This is a genomic window from Streptomyces sp. NPDC007983 (assembly GCF_042958345.1).
In the GTDB taxonomy this organism is placed as follows: domain Bacteria; phylum Actinomycetota; class Actinomycetes; order Streptomycetales; family Streptomycetaceae; genus Streptomyces.
The window spans coordinates 829,903-851,380 of sequence record NZ_JBIBJI010000001.1 but is presented as its reverse complement, the minus strand read 5'-3'; the positions used below and the strand labels follow the sequence as shown (position 1 = coordinate 851,380).

Sequence of the window (21,478 nt, the reverse complement as noted above, 5' to 3'; positions counted from 1 at the left end):
GGGACATGCCGGATACGCGGCCCGGGGCGCCCGCGGCGACACCCGGCCCCGGTGATACAGGTCACAGCGGCCCGCCGTAGCGCGGCGCGGGCGCCGGTGCGTCATCCCGTGCGGGGAATCGACGGGAAGAGGGGCGATGGGTGGGGCGGGAAGAGGAGTTCGACGATTTTTACGCACTGGCCTATCCCAGGCTCGTTCGGCAGCTCTACGCGATGACCGGAGATCTCCCCGAGGCCCAGGACGTCGTCCAGGAGGCGTTCATCAAGGCCTGGGACCGATGGGAGCGGTTCTCGGGCGCCGCTTCACAGAAGGCGTGGATCCGCACCACGGCCCGGCGGCTCGCCGTGTCCCGGTTCCGCCGCGTGCGGCGCGGTCTGCAACTGATGCAACGCCATCACGAGCAACGGAACGTGGAAGGCCCGTCCCCCGAGCACGTCGTCGTCATCGCCGCCCTCAAAACGCTTCCGGTGAAACAGCGAAGCGTGATCGTTCTCTACCATCTCTGCGATCTGAGCGTTGAGCAGATCAGCGCCGAGACGGGCTGGCCGACGGGCAGCGTCAGGACGTGGCTGGTCCGTGGACGGACGTCACTCGCTCACTACCTTTCCTCCCTGCCGGACAAAGAGGTAGATCATGTCGGATGAGCGCCGGGTTCACGCATGGTTCGCCGAGAACGCGACCCTGCTCGACGACGTTCGGGTCGAGCGGACCCTGTCCGGGCGGGAGGTGCGCCGGCGAAGCGCCGGACGGCGCAGGCGCCGCGTACTGGCCGCCGCTGTCGCCACCGTGGCCGTGACGTCATTCGCGGGAGTCGCCGGCTGGAATGCCACGCGGCCGGAGCGATCAGCGGTGGAGCCGTCCCGCCCCGGGGAAAGCGCCGACATGAGAAGAGCTCACGACACACTGCGCTCCTACTATTCCGCCCTGCCCGATGCCTTCGCCTCCGGCGGGCGGGCCGCGTCCTCGAAGCTGTCGAAGCTGATGGCCACCCACCTCACGCCCACGGCGCTGAGGGCCGAGGCGATCCGCAAACGCACGGAAGCGGGCAGCCCGGCGGCCACCTGCGGGGAGGTGACCGCGGACACCACCTTCAGCGTCGGCGGCCTTCGCCGTACGGGCGCGGACACCGTCCGCGCGCGGGTCGTCGCCAAGGGCGGCGGCGGATCCGGGCCCGTCGATGTCGACTTCGACATCCGCGTCATGAAGATCGCGAAGTGGAGCTGCCCGGAAAAGTAGAGCGGCCCGGCGGCCGGAAACCGGTCGCCGGGCCATATGAGCACGCGATGAGGGCCGTGCTATTCGCCGCGTCGCTTGGGCTTGGGGCGCCAGACGACCAGCGCGCTGCCCTGGTGAACGTCCTGGTAGGGGACCAGGTCGCGGCGGTACGAGGCGTGGACCTGGGCCTCGCGCTGCTGCATCGCGGCGGCCGCGCCCTCGACGGCCGACTGCAGCTCGGCCACGCGCGACTGGAGCGCGGCGACCTGGTTCTCCAGTTCGATGATGCGCTTGATCCCCGCGAGGTTGATGCCCTCGTCCTGGGACAGCTGCTGCACCTGGCGCAGCAGCTCGATGTCGCGCGCGGAATACCGCCGGCCGCGGCCGGGGGTGCGGTCCGGGGAGACCAGACCGAGGCGGTCGTACTGACGCAGGGTCTGCGGATGCAGGCCGGAGAGCTGAGCGGCGACCGAGATGACGTACACCGGCGATTCGTCGGTCAGCTCGTACGGATTGCGGGATCGGCCGGCTCCCCTGCCTCCAAGGCCCCCTCGGCCGTGCGTCTCCATCGGGTCATGCTCCCTTCGCGGCCTGGAACAGCTCCGCCCGCGGGTCCTCGCCCGCGGTCGCCTCCCGGTAGGACTCCAGCGCCTCACGAGCCGAGTCGCTGAGGTCCTTCGGCACCGTGACCTCCACGGTGACCAGCAGGTCGCCGCGGGTGCCGTCCTTGCGCACCGCGCCCTTGCCGCGGGCGCGCATCGTCCGGCCGCCCGGCGTGCCGGCCGGCAGCTTCAGGGTGACCGGCGGACCGCCCAGGGTCGGGACCTTGATCTCGCCGCCGAGCGCCGCCTCCGGAAGGGTGACGGGGACGGTGACGGTCAGGTTGTCGCCGCGGCGGCCGAAGACCGGATGCGGGTCCACATGGACGATGACGTAGAGGTCACCGGCCGGACCGCCGGTCTCGCCCGGGGCGCCCTTGCCGCGCAGCCGGATCCGCTGGCCGTCGCTGACACCCGCGGGGATGCGGACCTGCATGGTGCGGGCGGAACGGGCCCGTCCGCTGCCCTTGCAGGTCTCGCACGGGTCCTGCGCGATCAGACCGCGGCCCCGGCACTCCACGCACGGGTCGGTGAGCGAGAAGCCGCCCCCGCCGCCCCGGCTGACCTGCCCTGTGCCGACGCAGGTCGGGCAGACCCGCGGGGTGCCGTTCTTGTCGCCGGTGCCGGAGCACGTCTTGCACGGGGCCTGGCTGGACATCCGCAGCGGAACGGTGGCCCCTTCAACGGCCTCGGTGAAGCTGAGCGTCACCTCGGACTCGACGTCCTGGCCGCGCCGCGGCTGGGTACGGGTGGCCCCGCCGCGGTTGAAGAGCCCGCCGAACACGTCGCCGAGCCCGCCGCCGAAGCCGCCCGCGCCACCGGGGCCGCCCTGGGCGCCGCCGAAGAGGTCGCCCAGGTCGAAGTTGAAGCTTCCGGTGGAGCCCGCCCCGCCCGGCCCGGGGCGGAAGCCCCCGTTGCCGAACAGGGAGCGGGCCTCGTCGTACTCCTTGCGCCGCTTGGGGTCGCCGAGGATGTCGTTCGCCTCGGAGATCTCCTTGAAGCGCTCCTCGGCCTTGGCGTCGCCCTTGTTGGCGTCCGGATGGTACTCGCGGGCGAGCTTCCGGTACGCCTTCTTGATCTCCGCCTCGGTCGCGTCCTTGGGGACGCCGAGAACCTTGTAGTAGTCCTTCTCGACGAAGTCCTTGGTGCTCATCCCCGACGTCCCTCCTCTCCTATGGATCCTGTTGGTCCTGCTGTCACCGTCGCGTCAGCCCTCTTCCGGGCCACCGCTCTCCTCGTCCGGCGCCGTGCCGTCGCCTTCGCCCGGGCCCTTGGGCGAGGCACCCGGCTGGGGCTCGGCGACCGCGACCCGCGCCGGGCGAATCGTTCGTTCGCCGATTCGATACCCCGGCTGGAGAATCTGCACGCACGTCGTCTCGGTGACGTCCGGCGCGTACGAGTGCATGAGCGCCTCGTGCACCAGCGGGTCGAAGGACTCGCCCTCCTTGCCGAACTGCTGCAGGCCCAGCTTCGCCGCCACCGTCTCCAGCGATTCGGCGACGGACTTGAAGCCGCCGACGAGTTCGCCGTGCTCCCGCGCCCGGCCGATGTCGTCGAGCACGGGAAGCAGCTCGGTCAGGAGGTTCGCGACGGCGACCTCCTTGACCTGCACCCGGTCCCGCTCGACCCGGCGCCGGTAGTTCTGGTACTCGGCCTGAAGTCGCTGGAGGTCGGCGGTCCGCTCGTTGAGGGCGGTACGCACCTGGTCCAGCTGCGCCTGAATGGCTACCTGCTCGAGGTCCCCGGCCGGGGCACCCGGGCCCGCCTTGTCGGCGGACCCGGCGCCCTTCGCCGCGTCGTCGGGGGTCTGCGCGGCTTCGGAGGGGACGTCGGGCTGCTCCTCGAAGCCCGGGGTCTCCTCCGTCACGCGGCACCACCCTGGCCCTTGTCGGCCTTCTCGTCGTCGACGATCTCGGCGTCCACCACATCGTCGTCGGCCTTGGCCTGGGCGCCCTCGCCACCGGCCGCACCGGCGGCACCGGCCTCGCCCGCGCCGGCCTCGGTGTTGGCGTACATCGCCTGGCCGAGCTTCTGGCTGACCGCGGCGACCTTCTCGGTCGCGGTGCGGATCTCGGCGGTGTCCTCGCCCTTGAGCTTCTCCTTGAGGTCGGTCACCGCTTCCTCGACCTCGGTCTTGACCTCGCCCGGGACCTTGTCCTCGTTGTCCTTGAGGAACTTCTCGGTCTGGTAGACCAGCTGCTCGGCCTGGTTGCGGGTCTCGGCGGCCTCGCGGCGCTTGTGGTCCTCCTCCGCGTACTGCTCGGCCTCGCGCATCATGCGGTCGATGTCGTCCTTCGGCAGCGCGGAGCCGCCGGTGACGGTCATCTTCTGCTCCTTGCCGGTGCCCAGGTCCTTCGCCGCGACGTGCATGATGCCGTTCGCGTCGATGTCGAAGGTGACCTCGATCTGCGGCACCCCGCGCGGGGCCGGCGGCAGGCCGGTCAGCTCGAACATCCCGAGCTTCTTGTTGTACGCGGCGATCTCGCGCTCGCCCTGGTAGACCTGGATCTGCACGGACGGCTGGTTGTCCTCGGCCGTGGTGAAGATCTCCGAGCGCTTGGTCGGGATCGTCGTGTTGCGCTCGATCAGCTTGGTCATGATGCCGCCCTTGGTCTCGATGCCGAGGGACAGCGGGGTGACGTCCAGCAGCAGGACGTCCTTGACCTCACCCTTGAGGACACCGGCCTGGAGGGACGCGCCGATGGCGACGACCTCGTCCGGGTTGACGCCCTTGTTGGCGTCCTTGCCGCCGGTCAGCTCCTTGACCAGCTCGGCGACGGCGGGCATCCGGGTCGAACCGCCGACCAGGACCACGTGGTCGATCTCGGACAGCGAGATGCCCGCGTCCTTGATGACGTTGTGGAACGGGGTCTTGCAGCGCTCCAGCAGGTCCGAGGTCAGCTGCTGGAACTGCGAGCGGCTGAGCTTCTCGTCCAGGTGCAGCGGGCCCTCGGCGGAGGCCGTGATGTAGGGCAGGTTGATGGTGGTCTCGGTCGAGCTGGACAGCTCGATCTTCGCCTTCTCAGCGGCCTCACGGAGGCGCTGCAGGGCCATCTTGTCCTTGGACAGGTCCACGCCGTTGGCGTTGTTGAACTGCTTCACCAGGTAGTCGACGACGCGCTGGTCCCAGTCGTCACCACCGAGGTGGTTGTCACCGTTGGTGGCCTTGACCTCCACCACGCCGTCGCCGATCTCCAGCAGCGAGACGTCGAAGGTGCCGCCGCCGAGGTCGAAGACCAGGATGGTCTGGTCGTCCTTCTCCAGCCCGTAGGCGAGCGCGGCGGCGGTAGGCTCGTTGACGATACGCAGGACGTTGAGGCCGGCGATCTCACCGGCTTCCTTGGTCGCCTGGCGCTCGGCGTCGTTGAAGTACGCCGGGACGGTGATGACCGCGTCCGCGACCTTCTCGCCGAGGTACGCCTCCGCATCCCGCTTGAGCTTCTGCAGGATGAAGGCGCTCATCTGCTGCGGGTTGAAGTCCTTGCCGTCAAGGTTGACCTTCCAGTCAGTGCCCATGTGGCGCTTGACCGACCGGATGGTCCGGTCCACGTTCGTGACCGCCTGGCGCTTGGCCACCTCGCCGACCAGCACCTCGCCGTTCTTCGCGAAGGCGACGACGGAAGGCGTGGTCCTGGCGCCCTCGGCGTTGGTGATGACGGTGGGCTCACCGCCTTCGAGAACACTGACGACGGAGTTCGTCGTACCCAGGTCGATGCCGACCGCACGTGCCATTTCGCAATCCTCCAGCTACAGCATTGAGTGGAACAGACTCAAGCGTGCACGATCAACTTCCCGCTGTCAACAGACCTGAGTCGTGGCCGCTCAACTTTTATACGGGTCTTATGACCAAGGGGGCGCACCACGGGGCCGTCTGGCGACGCAAATCACCGGCCGGTCGACTACATGGGGGTGCACCCGGACGGGTAATGTCAGTCAAGACCAATTAAGTTACTGCTTAGTAATGCCCGCACTCGCAGGTTCGAGGAGCCTCCATGCAACTCGCCGCGATCATCGTGTCGCTGGTCCTCACCGCGGTCGGCGTTGCCCTGCTTGGCCGCGCCGTCGCGCAATTCGTACGGTTCTTCAGGCTCGGCGCGCCGGTCCCGGCGGGCACCCGGACCGACAACCCCTGGCAGCGCAGCGTGACGCTGATCCGGGAGTTCCTCGCGCACACCCGGATGAACAAGTGGGGTGTCATCGGCATCGCCCACTGGTTCGTCGCGGTGGGCTTCCTGACCCTGCCGCCGACCATCATCAACGCCTACGGCCAGCTCTTCCAGGCCGACTGGACGCTGCCGGTCGTCGGCGGCTTCCTCCCCTATGAGCTCTACATCGAGTTCATCGGCACGATGACCACCCTCGGCATCGCGACCCTGATGGTGATCCGGCTGCTGAACCTGCCCAGCCGGGCCGGCCGCAAGTCGCGGTTCACGGGCTCCACGGCCTGGCAGGCGTACTTCGTCGAGTACGTCATCCTCATCATCGGCCTGGCCATCATGGCGCTGCGCGGCCTCGAGGGCGCCCTGCACGGCGTCGACCACTACGAGCCGGCGTACTTCGCCTCGTACCCTCTGGTGCTGCTCTTCAAGGGCCTCGGTCTGGGCACGCTGCAGAACCTGACCTACCTCTTCGCGATGATCAAGCTCGGCACGACCATGATCTGGATGATCGTGGTCAGCACGAACATCGACATGAGCATCGCCTGGCACCGCTTCCTGGCCTTCCCGAACATCTGGTTCAAGCGCGAGGCCTCGGGCGAGGTGGCGCTCGGCGCGCTCCAGCCGATGACCTCCGCCGGTGAGCCCATCGACTTCGAGGACCCGGACGAGGACGCCCAGTTCGGCGTCTCGCAGATCGAGCACTTCTCCTGGAAGGGCATCCTCGACTTCTCCACCTGCACCGAATGCGGCCGCTGCCAGTCGCAGTGCCCGGCCTGGAACACCGGCAAGCCGCTCTCGCCGAAGCTGCTGATCATGGCGCTGCGCGACCACTCGCACGCCAAGGCCCCGTACCTCCTCGCGGGCGGCGGCAAGGATGCCGAGGGCGAGGAGAAGGCGACCGCTGAGCAGCTCGCCGGGGTTCCGCAGGCCGCGCTCGCGGAGGCCGAGCGCCCGCTGATCGGCACCCTGGAGGCTGTGTCTGATAGCGGCTTCGCCGCGGGCGGGGTCATCGACCCCGACGTGCTGTGGTCCTGCACCACCTGCGGCGCCTGCGTCGAGCAGTGCCCGGTCGACATCGAGCACGTCGACCACATCGTCGACATGCGCCGCTACCAGGTCATGATCGAGTCGTCCTTCCCGAGCGAGGCCGGGACGATGCTGAAGAACCTGGAGAAGAAGGGCAACCCCTGGGGGCTGGCCAAGAAGCAGCGGCTGGCGTGGACCAAGGAGCTTGCAGCGGACGCAGGGTTCGAGGTCCCGGTCGTCGGCAAGGACGTCGAGGACCTGACCGAGGTCGACTACCTGTACTGGGTCGGCTGCGCCGGCGCCCTGGAGGACCGCGCCAAGAAGACCACCAAGGCCTTCGCGGAGCTGCTGCACATCGCGGGCGTCAAGTTCGCGATCATGGGCGGCGACGAGGCGTGCACCGGTGACTCCGCCCGGCGCCTCGGCAACGAGTTCCTGTTCCAGCAGCTCGGTCAGCAGAACGTCGAGATGCTGAACATGGCCTTCGGCGAGGACGCCGATGAGGGTGTCGTGGTCGAGAAGGCGAAGAAGAAGATCGTCGCGACCTGCCCCCACTGCTTCAACACCATCGCGAACGAATACCCGCAGCTGGGCGGCCACTTCGAGGTCATCCACCACACCCAGCTGCTCCAGCACCTCATCGACGAGGGCAAGCTGATCCCCGTCACCCCGGTCGAGGGTCTGATCACCTACCACGACCCCTGCTACCTGGGCCGCCACAACAAGGTCTACACCCCGCCGCGCGAGATCATCGCCAAGGTGCCGGGCCTGCGGAACGAGGAGATGCACCGCCACAAGGAGCGCGGCTTCTGCTGCGGCGCGGGCGGCGCCCGCATGTGGATGGAGGAGCGGATCGGCAAGCGCATCAACAACGAGCGCGTCGACGAGGCCCTGTCGCTCAACCCCGACATCGTCTCGACCGCCTGCCCGTTCTGCCTGGTCATGCTGACGGACTCGGTCAACGGCAAGAAGAACGATGGCAAGGTCGCCGAATCGCTCCAGGTCGTGGACGTGGCGCAGCTGCTGCTCGACTCGGTGAAGACCCCCGCCGAGCCGGAGGGCGACGGCGAGTCGACCGAGGCCCCGGAGCCCGCCCCGGTGAAGTGACGCCCCCGGGGTCACGATGACGAAGGATGAGGCCCGCCCGTGCAGTGCACGGGCGGGCCTCGCTCCATGCCGCTTACGGCTCTATGCCCGCGGCTTGCCGTTCTTCGGTAACGGCAGCGTCTGCTCCGTCCAGATGACCTTGCCCTCCGCCGTGTACCGCGTCCCCCACCGGTCGGCGAACTGCGAGACCAGGAACAGCCCGCGGCCGCCCTCGTCGGTCGTCGCCGCGTACCGCAGATGCGGTGAGGTGCTGCTGGTGTCGGACACCTCGCAGATCAGGCTGCGGTCGCACAGCAGCCGCACCCGGATCGGGCCGGTGGCGTAGCGGATCGCGTTGGTGATCAGCTCGCTGAGGATCAGCTCGGTCGTGAACGCCACCTCACCCAGCTCCCACTCCGCGAGCTGCCGGGCCACCGCCGCCCGCACCTCGGCGACCTGGGCCGGGTCGGACGGCACCTCCCAGTCGGCGATCCGCCCCGGCTCCAGCACCCTCGTACGGGCGACGATCAGCGCGATGTCGTCGCTGGGGCGCTCGGGCAGCAGCGCGTCCAGCACCGCCGTACAGGTCTGCTCCGGGGTGCGCCCGGGGTGGGACAGGGCGTCGCCCAGCATCTCCAGGCCCGTTTCGATGTCCCGGTCGCGCTTCTCGATCAGGCCGTCCGTGTACAGCACCAGATGGCTGCCCTCGGGCAGCTCCAGCTCGTCCGTCTCGAACGGCAGCCCGCCCAGGCCCAGCGGCGGGCCCGCGGGCGGATCCAGGAACTCCACCGAGCCGTCCGGGCTCACCACCGCGGGCGGCGGATGCCCGGCCCGGGCCATGGTGCAGCGCCGCGTCACCGGGTCGTAGATCGCGTACAGACAGGTGGCCCCGATGATCACCTCACCGCCGCCGTCGCCGTCCGCCAGGGCGCTGTGGCCCTCGTCGTGGTCGATGCGGGCGATCAGATCGTCCAGATGGGACAGGATCTCGTCCGGTGGCAGATCGAGCGTGGAGAAGTTGTGCACCGCGGTCCGCAGCCGCCCCATGGTGGCCGCCGCGTGCAGCCCATGGCCGACGACGTCACCCACCACCAGCGCCACCCGCGCGCCCGGCAGCGGGATGACGTCGAACCAGTCGCCGCCGACGCCCGATTCGGCGGGCAGATAGCGGTACGCCACGTCCAGCGCGTTCTGCTCGGGCAGCACCCGGGGCAGCAGGCTGCGCTGCAGCGTCACCGCCATGGTGTGCTCGCGGGTGTAACGGCGGGCGTTGTCGATGCTGACGGCGGCCCGGGTGACCAGTTCCTCGGCGAGCGAGACGTCGTCCTCCTCGAACGGCTCGGGCTTCTCCGCGCGCAGGAAACTGGCCACGCCCAGCACCACGCCCCGGGCCCGCAGCGGGACCGTGATCATCGAGTGGATGCCGGAGTCGACGATCTTCCGGGCCTGGTCGGGGTCCTGCTCCTGCCAGCCCCCGTGGTCGCTCAGCACGGGGACGACCGTGACGGTGCCGGTGCGGAAGCCGCGGGCCTGGGGCGCGTTCGGCGTGAACCGGATCAGCTTGCCGAGCGGGTAGAGCGGCACGTCGTCGCGGATGCCGCTGAGCGCCGTACGCCGCAGGGGCGTGGGGCGGCCGTCCGCGCCGCCCCCGCCGCCCGCCGTACCGGCGGCGCCCTCCTGCGGCTCCTCGCCGCGCAGGACCGAGTCCGCGAGGTCGACGGAGACGTAGTCGGCGAACCGGGCCACCGCGTACTCGGCCAGCTCCTGCGCGGTGCGCACCACGTCCAGCGTGGTGCCGATGGACACGCCCGCGTCGTACAGCAGCTTCAGGCGGTTGCGGGCCAGGTCGACCTTGCCGGTCAGCGCGCGCAGCTCGGTGGTGTCGCGCAGGGTCGCGACGCTGCCGGGCGGGCCGCCGTTGCGGTCGGTGGGGCGGTGGCTGACCGACAGCAGCCGCTCCCCGGCCGTGTGCACCTCGTCGGTGGCCGCGCGCCCCGACACCAGCAGCTCGGTCGTGTACGGATCGAAGCCCAGCTCGGCGACGAGACGGCCCTCCGCGTCCGGCGGCAGGGCGAACAGGCGGCGCGCCTCGTCGTTGGCCAGCACCAGGCGTCCGTCGCCGCTGACGATCAGCACGCCCTCCCGCACGGCGTGCAGCACCGCGTCGTGGTGCTCGTACATCCGCGTCATCTCGGCCGGGTCCAGACCGTGGGTCTGGCGCCGCAGCCGCCTGCTGACCAGGGCGGTGCCGCCGGTGGCCAGGGCGAGCGAGGCAACGGCGGCGGCGACCAGCAGCGGCAGCTGGTGGTTGGCCGCGCCGCTCACCTTCTTGATCGTGATCCCGGCCGAGACCAGGCCCACGACCTTGCCCCGGTGGCTCCCCTGGCGGTCTCCCGGGTGGTCTCCCTGGTGGTCGAACACGGGCACCACGGACCGCACGGACAGGCCGAGGGTGCCGGTGAAGGTCTCCGTGACCCTCCGGCCCCGCACCGCGGCGTCGATGCTGCCCATGAAGTGCTTCCCGATCCGGTCCGGATTGGGGTGGGTGTAGCGGATCCCGTGCGGCGACATGGCCACGACGAAGTCGACGCCCGAGCCCTTGCGGGCCCGCTCGGCGAGCGGCTGCAGCGCGGCGGCCGGATCGGGGCCGCGCATCGCGGCGGCCATGCCCGGCGCGTTCGCGAAGCTCTCGGCGACGGCCATCGAGCGGTTACGGGCCTCGCGCTCGCTGTCGTACCGGGACTGCAGGACGAGCGCCACCACGGCGGCGACGACGAGCAGCAGCACGACGCCCACCTGGAGAACGAACACCTGGCCCGCGACCGTACGGACGCCACGGCCCGGGAGGCGGCGCGACCGCCCGCCCCGGCGGCCCCGGGGGCCCTGCCCCTCGTACCCCTCGCGGGTCCGTAGCGCCTGGCCCGTCCCGCTCGTCGGACGCCCCTCGGTCCCGTGCGCCGCGGGGTCACGCACCGCGGGGTCGTGCCCGTTCCGCTCGTGGACATTCCGCTCGCGGGCATTCCGCTGACGGCGGGGACCCTGATGGCCGCGCTGATTCCGCCAGTCGGTCATGGTCCGCGCCAGGGGGACCCGTGCTCGACCGAAAAGTCCGGCCATGCCGTTATTTCCAGCACCCTCGTGCTCTGGCGGGCGAGCGGCATCCGCCGCAGCCGGCCGGCCACTCCCGTCCGACATCGCGCCTACACCCCGCTCGCACCCTCCATGGGTCTCGGTGCCTCACCCGTCACTGACGCATCGTGCGATACGCACATGGCAGCCCCCGCTCGCCCGCTTCGAACATGAACCGATCCTGGCCGTGAAGTATCCCTTCTCACAACAAGGTTGTGGATCCCTGTGGATCCTCACAGGGATCATGCCCCACCCATGGGTGGGTAAATGTCCTGGACAGCCCTTGTGCTCCAAAGGTCATCTTTACAGTCAAGCGGACTGATGGCTCCCAGAACCTCCGTAACCCCTTGGTTGCCGCGACCGTGCCGCATGGGTTAGGGGTGACCGATGACGCCCGCGCCTCCGCCCACTCCCCCCACGCGATCCCCCGGCCGCACCGCCCTCGCCACCTGCGCGGTGTGGGCCGGTGTGCTCGCGCTGCTCACCGGATGCGGCGCGGGGGCCTCCGCCGACGGGCCACGGGACCAGCGCCCCTCCCACGCCTCGGCGGCCTCCGCGGGCGCCGGGTCCGCCGCGACCGCCCCCGTCCCGCGCGGCAAGGGCAGCAAGCTGCCCGACGACGTCAACGGCGACCGCTACCCGGACCTCCAGCTTCCGGTCCCGCCCCGCAAGCGGGGCCTGCCCAGCCGGATCGCCTTCGTCCACGGCTCGGACGACGGCCTCCACCCCGCCACCCGCACCGTGCTGCGCCGGGCCGACCTGGGCCTGCCCGACGGCGACGTCGCCGTCGCGGGCGCGACCGAGGTGACCACCGCCGACCTCGACGGCGACGGCTACGCCGACGTGACCACCACCGGCGGCGAACGGCTCGGCGCCGCCGAGGCCAAGCGCACCCACGCCACGGTCCGGACCGTCCCGTACATCGCCTGGGGCAGCGCGGGCGGCCCACCGCACGCCCGCTCCGCCGCCCGCGTCCAGCTCACCGGCCCCTCCGACTCCGTCGACCCGGCGCGCCCGACCGTCGGCGACTTCAACGGCGACGGCCACCACGACCTGGCGGTCGTCCGCGCCGACCGGCGCTCGTTCCTCGTCCTGTACGGGCCGTTCGACCGCGCGGGCCGGGCCGCCCGGACCGTGCCGTACCGCAGCCCGTTCCACGGCGGCGGCGCCGAGATCGGCGACCTCGTCGCCGACCGGATCCACGGCGACCGCCCCACCGACCTGGTCGTGCACGGGATCAGCGCCGCCACCCAGTCCGGCTCCGCCCTGCTGTCCGCCGGCCCGCACGGGCTGCGCCACACCGGGCGCCCGCTGCGCAAGGGCAACTCGATCACCTTCGGCGACTTCGACGGGGACGGCCGCCGGGACGTCGCGGTCGGCGCCAGCGGCACCCGCGCCGACGAGGGCGGCGACGCGACGGAGAAGCCGGACATCGGCCGCACGGTGAGCGTCTACTACGGCACCGCCACCGGCCGCGTCGTCCGCTCCTCCCCGTCGATCCCGGTGCCCGGCATGTCGGGGACGATGGTGGCCGCCGACACCGACGGCGACGGCGCCGACGAGCTGGCCGTCCCGCTCGGCTCCGGCGGCGCCCGGCTGCTGGCCCCGCGCCCCGGACGTACCGCCCTCGCCCGCCACACCCTCACCCGCACCGTCCCGGCCCGGGTGGACGGCAAGGCCGTACGCCGGGACGAGCGCGCCGCCCGGCTCTACGGCGCGGCGGACTTCGATCACGACGGCAAGGACGAGATCGTGCTCGCCTGGGGCCCCGGCATCGCGTTCTCCCTGTACGGCGAGCGGCCCGAGCGGTGGTGGATCACCAACGGCGCCTCCGACAAGATCACTTTCTCCAGCCGGCCCTTCGCCGCGACCTCCTAGCACCAACTGGCGTACGAGCGGGGGGTTAACCCCCCAGGGTCCCCCTAAGGGATGTCACAGCTCGGCAGCAATGCCGGGCCTGTCCCCCCGCTCCGGCACCCCACCCTCCGCGACCGGGTACGTTCGAATGGTGGCTGGATTCAGGATCGGACGCGGACGGGACTCCCACTCCGCGCAACAAGGGCAGCAGCAGCGACCGCAGCAGCCGCCGCACGGGTCGCAGGACCCGTACGGCCGCACGCAGCCGCAGTGGCAGCAGCCCGCTACACAGGGAGAGCCGGAGTACTTCGGCAGCCAGGACCCGTACTACGGACCCGGCGGCGGGCCCGGCGGCGGACCGGGCCCGGACCAGGGCTACGGCCAGGGCGGCACGTACAGACCGGGCCCCGGGGGCCCCGGCGGGTACGCCGACAACAACTCCGGGCATACGCAGGCGTTCAGCGTGGGCGAGGCGCCCGACGCGTACGACCCGTACGACCAGGGCCCCGGTTCGTACGACGACGGCAGCACCTACCGCGCCGGCTCCTCCACCGCCCCGCCCGCCGGCCCCCGGCTGCACTGGAAGCAGCTGCTGAGCGGCATCGTGCTGCGCCCGGCGCCCACCTTCTGGCAGATGCGCGACTACACGGTGTGGGGCCCGGCCCTCATCGTGACCTTCGTCTACGGCCTGCTGGCGGTCTTCGGCTTCGACGACGCCCGTAAGGACGTCCTGAACGCCCCGATGGCCAACAGCATCCCGTGGATCCTCAGCGCGGGCGTCGCCGTCGTGATCAGCGCCCTGGTGCTCGGCGCGGTCACCCACACCCTCGCCCGCCAGCTCGGCGGCGACGGCACCTGGGGACCGACGATCGGCCTCTCGATGCTGATCATGTCGATCACCGACGCGCCGAGGCTGCTGTTCGCGCTCTTCCTGGGCGGCGACAGCTCCCTGGTCCAGGTGCTGGGCTGGGCGACCTGGCTGGCGTCGGGCGCGCTGTTCACGTCCATGGTGAGCAAGTCGCACGACCTGCCGTGGCAGAAGGCGCTGGGGGCGTCGGCGATCCAGCTGATCGCGCTGCTGTCGCTGGTGAAGCTCGGAACCCTGTAGGAGAGGGGCCCGCAAGGGCCCCTTCACACCCCCTGCTACGCGTCCTACGCGTCGAGGACCTGCCCGTCACGCCGCACGACAGGCGGCTCGACGCTCCAGGGGAAGTTGATCCACTGCTCGGTGCGCTTCCACACGTACTCGCACTTCACCAGCGACTGCGACTTCTCGTAGATCACGGCGCTGCGCACCTCGGCGACCGTCCCGAGGCAGAAGTCGCGCACCAGCTTCAGCGTCTTGCCGGTGTCCGCGACATCGTCGGCGATCAGCACCTTCTTGTCGGAGAAGTCGATCGCGTTGGGCACGGGCGCGAGCATCACCGGCATGTCGAGGGTGGTCCCCACCCCCGTGTAGAACTCCACGTTCACCAGGTGGATGTTCTTGCAGTCCAGCGCGTACGCCAGCCCGCCCGCGACGAAGACCCCGCCGCGGGCAATGGACAGCACGACGTCCGGCTCGTACCCGTCGTCCGCGATCTCCTGCGCCAGCTCGCGGACCGCCACGCCGAACCGCTCGTACGAAAGATTCTCGCGCTCCTCAGCCACCGCTGCTCACACCTTCGTCCGGTGGAAGTTCTGGAACGAACGCGAAGGCGTCGGCCCACGCTGCCCCTGGTAGCGGGAGCCGTACCGCGCCGAGCCGTACGGATGCTCGGCGGGCGAGGTCAGCCGGAACATGCACAGCTGCCCGATCTTCATCCCCGGCCACAGCTTTATCGGCAGCGTCGCCACGTTCGACAGCTCGAGCGTCACATGCCCCGAGAACCCCGGGTCGATGAAACCGGCCGTCGAATGCGTCAGCAGCCCCAGTCGGCCCAGGCTCGACTTCCCCTCCAGCCGCGAGGCGAGGTCCACCGGGAGCGTGACCACCTCGTACGTGGAGGCGAGCACGAACTCCCCCGGATGCAGGATGAACGCCTCATCCCCCTCCGGCTCCACCAGCCGCGTCAGATCCGGCTGCTCGACCGCCGGATCGATGTGCGGATAGCGGTGGTTCTCGAAAACCCGGAAGAACCGGTCCAACCTGACGTCGATGCTCGACGGCTGCACCATCGCCGGGTCATACGGATCGATCCGCACCCGTCCGGCGTCGATCTCCGTCCGGATGTCCTTGTCTGAGAGAAGCACGGAACGAGGATACGCAAACCACCCCCACCCCATGGCGCGGGGGCCGGGCCCCCCCCCCGGGCCCCCCCCCCCCCCCCCCGCGCGGAACCCCCCCCCCCCCCCCCCGCGGCCCCCCCCCCCCGCCCCCCCCCCCCCAGCCCGCCCCCCCCCCCCCCCCCCCCGCGGCGGGGGACGATCGCCGTCCGGTGGCCCGTTCCTCAGATACCCACGCAAGTTGTAGACCCAACCCCCCCCCCCCCCTGGGCGGGGCCCCGGCCCCCCGCCCGGGCCCCGCGCCCACGATCTTCGTTCGACTACCGCAACTACCCGCTGCTGCTACGGCCCCTACGGCGCCTACCGCTCTTCGCGCGCCACCGGCACCGCATGCCGGAGCCTGGCGCAACGCGGACACCGCAGCAGCCGCCCGGGACCGATGCGGTCGACCGTAAGGTGCCGCATCGGGAACGAAGCGGTGCTGAACACATGCCCTTCGGCACAACGGACGACGGTGCGCTCCATTGAGTCCCTTCCCCATGAACGTGGACGACGCGGACGACAAAAGCCACATTAGGGGATCAACCGCACGCCACTCCAAGCGGCACTCCGCCCCCCACGGTACGCCCCAACTCCCCCACCCCAAGAGCACCTTCCCCCACTCCACCCTCTCCGACCGGGCCCCACCCGCACCCGAAAAACGCGAAAACCCCACAGCGCATGCACCGGGGGTCAGCCATGAGGTAAAGTGAGCGACGATGCGGCACCGAGAGATCGGCGCCTCACTCGCGGGTGTAGTTTAATGGTAGAACATGAGCTTCCCAAGCTCAGAGCGCGAGTTCGATTCTCGTCACCCGCTCCACCACAAAGCCCCAGGCCAGCGGCCCGGGGCTTCTTTGTTGTCTAGACCTCTCTAAGCGTCTCGTGCCAGATCCGCACCAGATGGCTCCGCACTCCCCGAACTGTCACCTCACAGGCGGCGAGGCGGGGCCCGATCGTGTGACGACCTCAACACTCGCCTGAAGGCGATGCCCTTGCGGCGGATGCGACGGGACCTGCTTCTTCCCCTCTCGGCCAAAGCGGCTCGCAAAGCCCACTTCCCGGAACTCCACCACCCCGACCCGACACCGGTCGCCGGACCGGTGAACGGCCCCGTTCATCAGGAGGCAATCAAGAAGGGGTGAACTCGTATTGCAGCTCGTAGAGGTGACCTGCCTTGGCCATCACCGTGGCCTCGATAGGGCGCTCGTCGTCGCTGTACACCACCCGCAGCGTGCGCAGCACGGGCAGGTTTCCGGGCAGACCGAGCACCCTGTACTGCTCCTGGGTCGGCACGCGGGCGGAGACCTTGTCGACGCTGAGGCGGGGTGGGTAGCCCAGTTCCGCGAGGAGGGCCGGGGTGCCGCCCTTGATCTTGCGGCGGTCCATCATCGCCGTCCCGCGCGCCAGCTCCAGCGGGTAGTAGGACTTCACCAGCTCCACCGGCTCGTCATCCATGAGCAGCACCTGCGCCCGCAGCAGCGCCGTGCCGTCCTCCGGGAGCCCCAGCGCCTCGGCGACATCAGCCGACGGCCGAACCTCGGCCACGTCCAGGAGCCGACTGTTCCCGCGCGTCTGACGGCTGGCGGCCTCGCTGATCCACCGATACGGCTCACCGGGCGCGGCCGGGGCCATGTACGAGGCGGGGCGCATGGTGCGCTGCCGGTGCTCCCGCACGGTGACAGCCGCTCCGGCACGGCCCACCGCCAGGCCCTCGTCCTTCAGTAGCTGAAGCGCCTTCTGCACGGTCGCGTTCGACGCGGTGAACCGTTCCTTGAGCTGCGCGGTTGAGGGGAGATTCGCGCCGGGGCGCAGGTCGCCCGACATGATCTCGTCCCGCAGGTCGGCGGCGATCCGCTCGTGCAGCGAGCGCCGGTCGACGGCGTCCTGTTCGGCCTTGGGCACGGTCATCCCATCGTGAGTTCGTAGCGCAGACGCTGCCGGTGGGCGGGCATGGTGATCAGGTCGGCCTGGATCGGGCGCCCGTCCCCGTCGAGGACAACACGCTCCAGCCGCAAGACCGGTTCGTCGGCGCCGGTCCCCAACAACCCCCGCTCTTCCTGATCAGGCATCCGAGCCGTCACGTCCTCCTGCACCCGGCGCCCCACGTAACCCAGTTCGGCGAGCAGAGCCACCGCTCCGCCGCGGATCTTCGCGGTGCCCGCGAGGGCGGTTCCTGCCGCGATGTGGGCCGGGTAGTAGGAGTCGGTCAGCTCGCACGGCTGCTCGTCCAGGTACATGATCCGCCGCCGCACGACGACCCGATCCCCCTCCTCAAGCCCCAGAAGCCGGGCCACAACCTCGGGGGCCGGCACTTCCCCCGCCCTCACGATCCGCTGCGTACCCCGACGCCCGAGCGCCGCGGCCTCCTGCCCCCACACATCGCCCTGCCCTCCGGCAGCCGGCCGCAGATAAGGCATCGAGGTACTGGCCCACACGTCGCCAGGCACCGAACCCCTCCTCAAGCTTGATCGGACTCGCCAACCTTGCCGCTTTACACAGTAAGCGACCCCATGGCCACCGCCCTCGAGACTACCTTGCCACCTTTCGTGAATAGCAATAAGGTGACCTCAATCTCACAGCACGCTCTGAGGCGGTGACCGGCCGTGCACTTGACGGGCCAGCAGTTGTTCACGCGGCGCAAGCCATCCATCCAGGCAAGCCGACAGTTCGTGACCCGAACACTCTCCGAGTGGGGCTACGTCGACCGCTTAGAAGACATCGAGCTCTGCGTATCGGAACTCGCGACCAACGCACTCCTCCACGGCGTCCCGCCCGGCCGGCTGTTTCGGGTGCGCATCGAGGCCACCGAGGAGGAGGTACGCATCGAAGTACGCGACTCCGGCTCCGGCCGCCCTATCTCCCTCACCCCACGCCCCGACTGCGAACACGGCCGCGGCCTGCTCCTCGTTACCGAACTCGCCGACGACTGGGGCGACATCGAGCACACCGTGGGCAAGACGGTCTGGTTCACCAGGAAGTCGACGCCGACCGCAGGGCACACCGAATGACACACCGCCCCGAGCACAACGACAGCTCGGACCTGGACCAGCTCCACCGCGACGAGATCACCGTGGCCATGAACTGGGTGATCCGCACGTGCCAAGACATCATCCGCGAGTGCAGCCACAAGACGTTCTGGACCCCCACCGGAACCAGCACCGGCACTACCCCGACGACGGACCACCTCATTCAGTCGGCCCGTACCGACGTGCTCAACAAGCTCCAGCACCAGATCAACGGAGCCGAGACCATCATCAGCATTGCCGAGCACGAACGCGCCAAGCGCCAGCTGTCGGGTCTCGGGTGATGGTTGACGGTTTGGCGTCGGGTGATGCTTGACGTCTGTCCTAGACGATCTTCCGTCGGTTGTACTCTCCGGATTTGCGGACGGCCACCTCCTTGCAGTGGTGCGGGGGACGGTGGTGATCAGGTCGTTGCCGTGGAAGACCCGGATGACGGTCTCGTCGAGGTGGGCGGTGACGACCTGGCGGGCCCAGGATCGGCCGATCTGGACGCGCTGGCCTGCGAGGGTGAAGCCGCCGTTGCTGGTGACGGTCCGCTCGGCGATCTGCGGGGCGGGCGGCGGAATGGTCGGGGGTGGGCCTGCTGGGCGTGCTCCGCGCAACCGGCCGCAGGCCGTGGCCGACAGGGGGCAGGGCAGCGCGGCCAGCAAGACGCGCTGCTCGTCCAGGACCTGCATCACCGTGCCGTCCAGCCGCAGGGTGACCCGCTGTCCTGCGAACGCCCAGCCGATATTGCACCGGTCACCGCCCAGACCGACGTAGCCGACCGGGTTGACCGTGCGGTCCACCTCCACCGCCGAACCATCGACGACCGGGCCGGGATCAGGCGCCCAGGCTCCGGCAGGTCGGGCTTGCCTGCTGGCCAGCAGGGCCCGCAGATCCCGGCCGGACAGCTTCGAGGGCAGCGTCTTGTGCCGGGCTCCACCGATCAGCACATGCAGCCGGTTCACATCGATCCGCAAGGTCACCGCCGTGCCGGCCAGCGCCGGACCGAACCAGATCTGCTGCCCGCACAGACTCAGATTCCCCGACCGGGGCACCACCCCGGTCCACCTCGACCACGACCGCCTCACCGTCCGCCGACGGCCACGACACCGCCGCCGGCTCCGGATGCGGCCGCGGGGCGGGCACCACCACAGGCGGCTCGACTGCGGTCGCCGCTACGAGCCGAGGACCACAGCGGAACGTACCGACATCGAGCGGGTGCGGGCACTTTTACTCGAACGTCGGCTGACCTTCCCGGGTTATTCGGGCGGTTCCTCGATGTTCCACGCCTTGAGGACACGGTCGTCGGCTTCGGCCGAGTCATCGGACCTACCCACATAATCCTCCCAGTCCATGTTCGCGATCCACAGGTTGACCGCTATCTCCACGATGGCGGTCGGGGTGGCGCGCGCACTGTCCACCAGGGCTTCCGGGTCCGTCGCGACCATCAGCATCTCGCGTCCGGGGGAGGCCATGGTCCGGACGTCTGCCATGACGAACATGGGCCAGTGCACGTCCTCCGGGACGAGAAGCGCCACCTGGTCCGATGTCAGGCCCGCGTAGCGGCGGTCGTCGATCGGTGTCACGTCCACCGACCAGTCGTCGTACTCCGCGCTCACCCGCGCCACCGCATCTTCCCAGGCGGCGTCGTCGGAGAAGTCGGTCCGGATCACTGGCAGGTCCTCACCCACGGGCAGCAAGGGCACGTCCGGAGCCACTCGGGGCCTCGGCCGCTCCGCCCGTGGCAGGCGCTGCCTGGGCGTGTGCGTGAATGGAGGCGTCATGGTCCACAGGACCATACCCTCGCCATCGGTGATCACGAGAAGTCCGTCGTCGGTCACCGACATCTCTGCCGCCCCCCTCTTGGCCAGTGCGGCGGCGGCGGAGTCGGATATCCCGAGCGATTCGGCGGGACGTTCCGTGCCGTCGGCGTCGCGTGTGACCAGACGGCCGTCGCCGGTCAGTTCGTAGCCCTGCTGGGGGTGGAGTCCCACCGTCCACAGAATCCCGCCAGCGGTATGGCAGAAATAGGCGGCGCTGCCCCCCTCCGCCACGAACGCGTATGCGCCGTTGTCCGACACCAGGGTTCCGCCGCGCAGGCACTGCCCGCGCCGCAGTCGCCTGCCGTCTGTCACGCGGTTCCAGCCCTCCCACCGCTGGGGCGCGCTGGAGCTGTGCCACGGGATGGTGTCCTCTGCGGTCCTCAGCACGAGCCTGCCGCTGTCCTGGATCATCAGGGCGGCCATCGACCGGCCCATCGTGCCGCTGGACCACAGCGGCTGGTCCGTCGGGGAGTACACCACCAGGTTGCCGTCCTCCTGCAACAACAGGCGTCCCGGCCGACCGAAGGCGCGGTCCAGGTCCTGATGCTCGAGAGCCTCCGGACGGCACACGGAGTGCTGGAAATTGGTCCCAGTGGCCCAGACGGCGAAGTGGTCCGCGTTCCGGTACACGACGACATTGCCATCGTGCTGGTGCACCACACTGTATTCACCCGAGGGGCAGCTCACAGTCCGGCGGACCAACTGCTCACCCGGGCGCAACACGACTGCGTACTCATGTTCTGCGATCATGGACGCACTATCGCAGGCCCCTCTGACAACGGGGGCCGGCCAGATGTGCAGCACTTTGTCGGCCACCAGCCGGCGTACCGGTACGCGCCCGGCGAATTTCCGCGAACCCCAACGGAGCCTTAAGAAGCTGGTGATCCATGGCGGCGGGCAGCTCTCTGCACGTCACGGCCTCGGCATTGGTGGTGCACCCGGACAGCGGTCGGGTACTGCTGCGATGGCATCAGCGGCAACAGTCGTGGCTACTGGTCGGCGGGCATGCGGATCCAGGGGAGCGTGATCCGCTCGTCATCGCGGTGCGGGAAGGTCAGGTGGAAACGCGACTGCCTGACCTGGCGCCGTGGCCGGACGCGGAGGTACGACGAGGCCCGGAGGGCGGTCAGCGAGGCCAAATGTCCTGGAGACGCTGACCCGAGTAGCACCGCTCCTCGTCCGCTGAATTTCACTGGAACGGCCTCAAGGGTCCGGCATTTGAGATGCTGCGAGAGCACGAAGACGCGGTGCAACGGTTGGAGACCACACTCGCGCCGCACCTCAGCCCCTTCGGCCAACCGTGACGAACGCCAGCAGGGCGGCGTACA

General features: G+C 70.0%; 18 protein-coding genes, 1 tRNA gene and 1 pseudogene. 9 read left to right on the top strand and 11 right to left on the bottom strand.

Annotated elements, in window-relative coordinates; all coding sequences use genetic code 11:
- The first annotated feature begins 140 nt into the window (after nucleotides 1-140).
- The gene (locus tag ACFZCY_RS04000) at nucleotides 141-644 is read left to right on the top strand and encodes a SigE family RNA polymerase sigma factor (RefSeq protein ID WP_391169163.1); all 504 of its coding nucleotides are present in this window, start codon (nucleotides 141-143) and stop codon (nucleotides 642-644) included.
- Nucleotides 634-1,236: a hypothetical protein gene (locus ACFZCY_RS03995; RefSeq protein ID WP_391169161.1), complete on the top strand. Its 603-nt coding sequence runs from the start codon at nucleotides 634-636 to the stop codon at nucleotides 1,234-1,236. The genes ACFZCY_RS04000 and ACFZCY_RS03995 overlap by 11 nt, the downstream gene beginning before the upstream one ends.
- 59 nt (nucleotides 1,237-1,295) lie before the next feature.
- On the opposite strand, the gene ACFZCY_RS03990 is transcribed toward ACFZCY_RS03995, so the two are convergent.
- The 4 genes from ACFZCY_RS03990 to dnaK are packed head-to-tail and all read right to left on the bottom strand — an operon-like array spanning nucleotide 1,296 to nucleotide 5,546.
- Nucleotides 1,296-1,784, bottom strand: coding sequence for a heat shock protein transcriptional repressor HspR (locus ACFZCY_RS03990; protein WP_361486691.1), 489 nt, complete (start codon nucleotides 1,782-1,784; stop codon nucleotides 1,296-1,298).
- A gap of 4 nt (nucleotides 1,785-1,788) precedes the next feature.
- On the bottom strand, nucleotides 1,789-2,967 hold the full coding sequence (dnaJ, locus tag ACFZCY_RS03985) for a molecular chaperone DnaJ (RefSeq protein WP_055545638.1): 1,179 nt from the start codon (nucleotides 2,965-2,967) through the stop codon (nucleotides 1,789-1,791).
- A gap of 54 nt (nucleotides 2,968-3,021) precedes the next feature.
- Nucleotides 3,022-3,681 (bottom strand): nucleotide exchange factor GrpE, encoded by a 660-nt coding sequence (grpE, locus tag ACFZCY_RS03980; RefSeq protein WP_361486693.1) that lies wholly within the window; start codon nucleotides 3,679-3,681, stop codon nucleotides 3,022-3,024.
- Nucleotides 3,678-5,546: a molecular chaperone DnaK gene (gene dnaK, locus ACFZCY_RS03975; RefSeq protein WP_391169159.1), complete on the bottom strand. Its 1,869-nt coding sequence runs from the start codon at nucleotides 5,544-5,546 to the stop codon at nucleotides 3,678-3,680. Before dnaK ends, grpE begins: the two co-directional genes overlap by 4 nt.
- Before the next feature lie 260 nt (nucleotides 5,547-5,806).
- Here dnaK and ACFZCY_RS03970 point away from each other — a divergent pair, with 260 nt between their 5' ends.
- Nucleotides 5,807-8,107 carry a heterodisulfide reductase-related iron-sulfur binding cluster gene (locus tag ACFZCY_RS03970; protein WP_391169157.1) on the top strand — a complete coding sequence of 767 codons (2,301 nt, stop codon included), beginning with the start codon at nucleotides 5,807-5,809 and terminating at the stop codon, nucleotides 8,105-8,107.
- Nucleotides 8,108-8,188: 81 nt separating this feature from the next.
- On the opposite strand, the gene ACFZCY_RS03965 is transcribed toward ACFZCY_RS03970, so the two are convergent.
- Nucleotides 8,189-11,059: a SpoIIE family protein phosphatase gene (locus ACFZCY_RS03965; protein ID WP_391169156.1), complete on the bottom strand. Its 2,871-nt coding sequence runs from the start codon at nucleotides 11,057-11,059 to the stop codon at nucleotides 8,189-8,191.
- A 543-nt stretch (nucleotides 11,060-11,602) separates the two neighbouring features.
- On the opposite strand from ACFZCY_RS03965, the gene ACFZCY_RS03960 reads away from it, so the two are divergent.
- Together ACFZCY_RS03960 and ACFZCY_RS03955 are read left to right on the top strand one after the other, a co-directional pair.
- On the top strand, nucleotides 11,603-13,093 hold the full coding sequence (locus ACFZCY_RS03960; RefSeq protein WP_391169154.1) for an FG-GAP repeat domain-containing protein: 1,491 nt from the start codon (nucleotides 11,603-11,605) through the stop codon (nucleotides 13,091-13,093).
- Nucleotides 13,094-13,220: 127 nt separating this feature from the next.
- A complete protein-coding gene (locus ACFZCY_RS03955) occupies nucleotides 13,221-14,180 on the top strand; it encodes a YIP1 family protein (protein WP_391169152.1) in 960 nt (319 codons plus the stop codon).
- Nucleotides 14,181-14,224: 44 nt separating this feature from the next.
- Here the strand turns inward: ACFZCY_RS03955 and ACFZCY_RS03950 are convergent, their stop codons facing one another.
- Nucleotides 14,225-14,722, bottom strand: a complete 498-nt coding sequence (locus ACFZCY_RS03950; protein WP_391169151.1) for a phosphoribosyltransferase family protein — start codon at nucleotides 14,720-14,722, stop codon at nucleotides 14,225-14,227.
- A 6-nt stretch (nucleotides 14,723-14,728) separates the two neighbouring features.
- Complete coding sequence (dcd, locus tag ACFZCY_RS03945; protein ID WP_361486713.1) at nucleotides 14,729-15,304, bottom strand: dCTP deaminase; 576 nt, start codon at nucleotides 15,302-15,304, stop codon at nucleotides 14,729-14,731.
- Between the two features lie 761 nt (nucleotides 15,305-16,065).
- On the opposite strand from dcd, the gene ACFZCY_RS03940 reads away from it, so the two are divergent.
- Nucleotides 16,066-16,139, top strand: a tRNA-Gly gene (locus ACFZCY_RS03940).
- 308 nt (nucleotides 16,140-16,447) lie between these two features.
- Here ACFZCY_RS03940 and ACFZCY_RS03935 read toward each other — a convergent pair.
- Both ACFZCY_RS03935 and ACFZCY_RS03930 read right to left on the bottom strand, forming a co-directional pair.
- Nucleotides 16,448-17,227, bottom strand: a complete 780-nt coding sequence (locus ACFZCY_RS03935) for a UTRA domain-containing protein (protein ID WP_391169150.1) — start codon at nucleotides 17,225-17,227, stop codon at nucleotides 16,448-16,450.
- Nucleotides 17,224-17,766, bottom strand: coding sequence for a UTRA domain-containing protein (locus ACFZCY_RS03930; RefSeq protein ID WP_391169148.1), 543 nt, complete (start codon nucleotides 17,764-17,766; stop codon nucleotides 17,224-17,226). The genes ACFZCY_RS03935 and ACFZCY_RS03930 overlap by 4 nt, the downstream gene beginning before the upstream one ends.
- 162 nt (nucleotides 17,767-17,928) lie before the next feature.
- Between ACFZCY_RS03930 and ACFZCY_RS03925 the strand changes: the two genes are divergently transcribed.
- Entirely contained in the window at nucleotides 17,929-18,327 is a 399-nt protein-coding gene (locus ACFZCY_RS03925) for an ATP-binding protein (RefSeq protein ID WP_391169401.1), read from the top strand.
- Complete coding sequence (locus ACFZCY_RS03920; RefSeq protein ID WP_391169147.1) at nucleotides 18,324-18,626, top strand: hypothetical protein; 303 nt, start codon at nucleotides 18,324-18,326, stop codon at nucleotides 18,624-18,626. Before ACFZCY_RS03925 ends, ACFZCY_RS03920 begins: the two co-directional genes overlap by 4 nt.
- Before the next feature lie 40 nt (nucleotides 18,627-18,666).
- Here the strand turns inward: ACFZCY_RS03920 and ACFZCY_RS03915 are convergent.
- Both ACFZCY_RS03915 and ACFZCY_RS03910 read right to left on the bottom strand, forming a co-directional pair.
- Nucleotides 18,667-19,473 (bottom strand): annotated as a pseudogene (locus ACFZCY_RS03915) (IS481 family transposase); the annotation flags it as partial.
- Between the two features lie 113 nt (nucleotides 19,474-19,586).
- Nucleotides 19,587-20,966: a DUF6924 domain-containing protein gene (locus ACFZCY_RS03910; RefSeq protein ID WP_391169146.1), complete on the bottom strand. Its 1,380-nt coding sequence runs from the start codon at nucleotides 20,964-20,966 to the stop codon at nucleotides 19,587-19,589.
- A gap of 71 nt (nucleotides 20,967-21,037) precedes the next feature.
- Between ACFZCY_RS03910 and ACFZCY_RS03905 the strand changes: the two genes are divergently transcribed.
- Nucleotides 21,038-21,307 (top strand): NUDIX domain-containing protein, encoded by a 270-nt coding sequence (locus ACFZCY_RS03905; RefSeq protein ID WP_391169144.1) that lies wholly within the window; start codon nucleotides 21,038-21,040, stop codon nucleotides 21,305-21,307.
- Nucleotides 21,308-21,478 lie beyond the last annotated feature (171 nt).

What these genes read in the sequence shown, in the direction of transcription:
- ACFZCY_RS03995 (WP_391169161.1), top strand. Translation starts at nt 634, where the DNA reads ATGTCGGATGAGCGCCGGGTTCACGCATGGTTCGCCGAGAACGCGACC.
- ACFZCY_RS03990 (WP_361486691.1), bottom strand. Translation starts at nt 1,784, where the DNA reads ATGGAGACGCACGGCCGAGGGGGCCTTGGAGGCAGGGGAGCCGGCCGA.
- dnaJ (WP_055545638.1), bottom strand. Translation starts at nt 2,967, where the DNA reads ATGAGCACCAAGGACTTCGTCGAGAAGGACTACTACAAGGTTCTCGGC.
- dnaK (WP_391169159.1), bottom strand. Translation starts at nt 5,546, where the DNA reads ATGGCACGTGCGGTCGGCATCGACCTGGGTACGACGAACTCCGTCGTC.
- ACFZCY_RS03970 (WP_391169157.1), top strand. Translation starts at nt 5,807, where the DNA reads ATGCAACTCGCCGCGATCATCGTGTCGCTGGTCCTCACCGCGGTCGGC.
- ACFZCY_RS03960 (WP_391169154.1), top strand. Translation starts at nt 11,603, where the DNA reads ATGACGCCCGCGCCTCCGCCCACTCCCCCCACGCGATCCCCCGGCCGC.
- ACFZCY_RS03955 (WP_391169152.1), top strand. Translation starts at nt 13,221, where the DNA reads ATGGTGGCTGGATTCAGGATCGGACGCGGACGGGACTCCCACTCCGCG.
- ACFZCY_RS03935 (WP_391169150.1), bottom strand. Translation starts at nt 17,227, where the DNA reads ATGACCGTGCCCAAGGCCGAACAGGACGCCGTCGACCGGCGCTCGCTG.
- ACFZCY_RS03920 (WP_391169147.1), top strand. Translation starts at nt 18,324, where the DNA reads ATGACACACCGCCCCGAGCACAACGACAGCTCGGACCTGGACCAGCTC.
- ACFZCY_RS03905 (WP_391169144.1), top strand. Translation starts at nt 21,038, where the DNA reads ATGGCGGCGGGCAGCTCTCTGCACGTCACGGCCTCGGCATTGGTGGTG.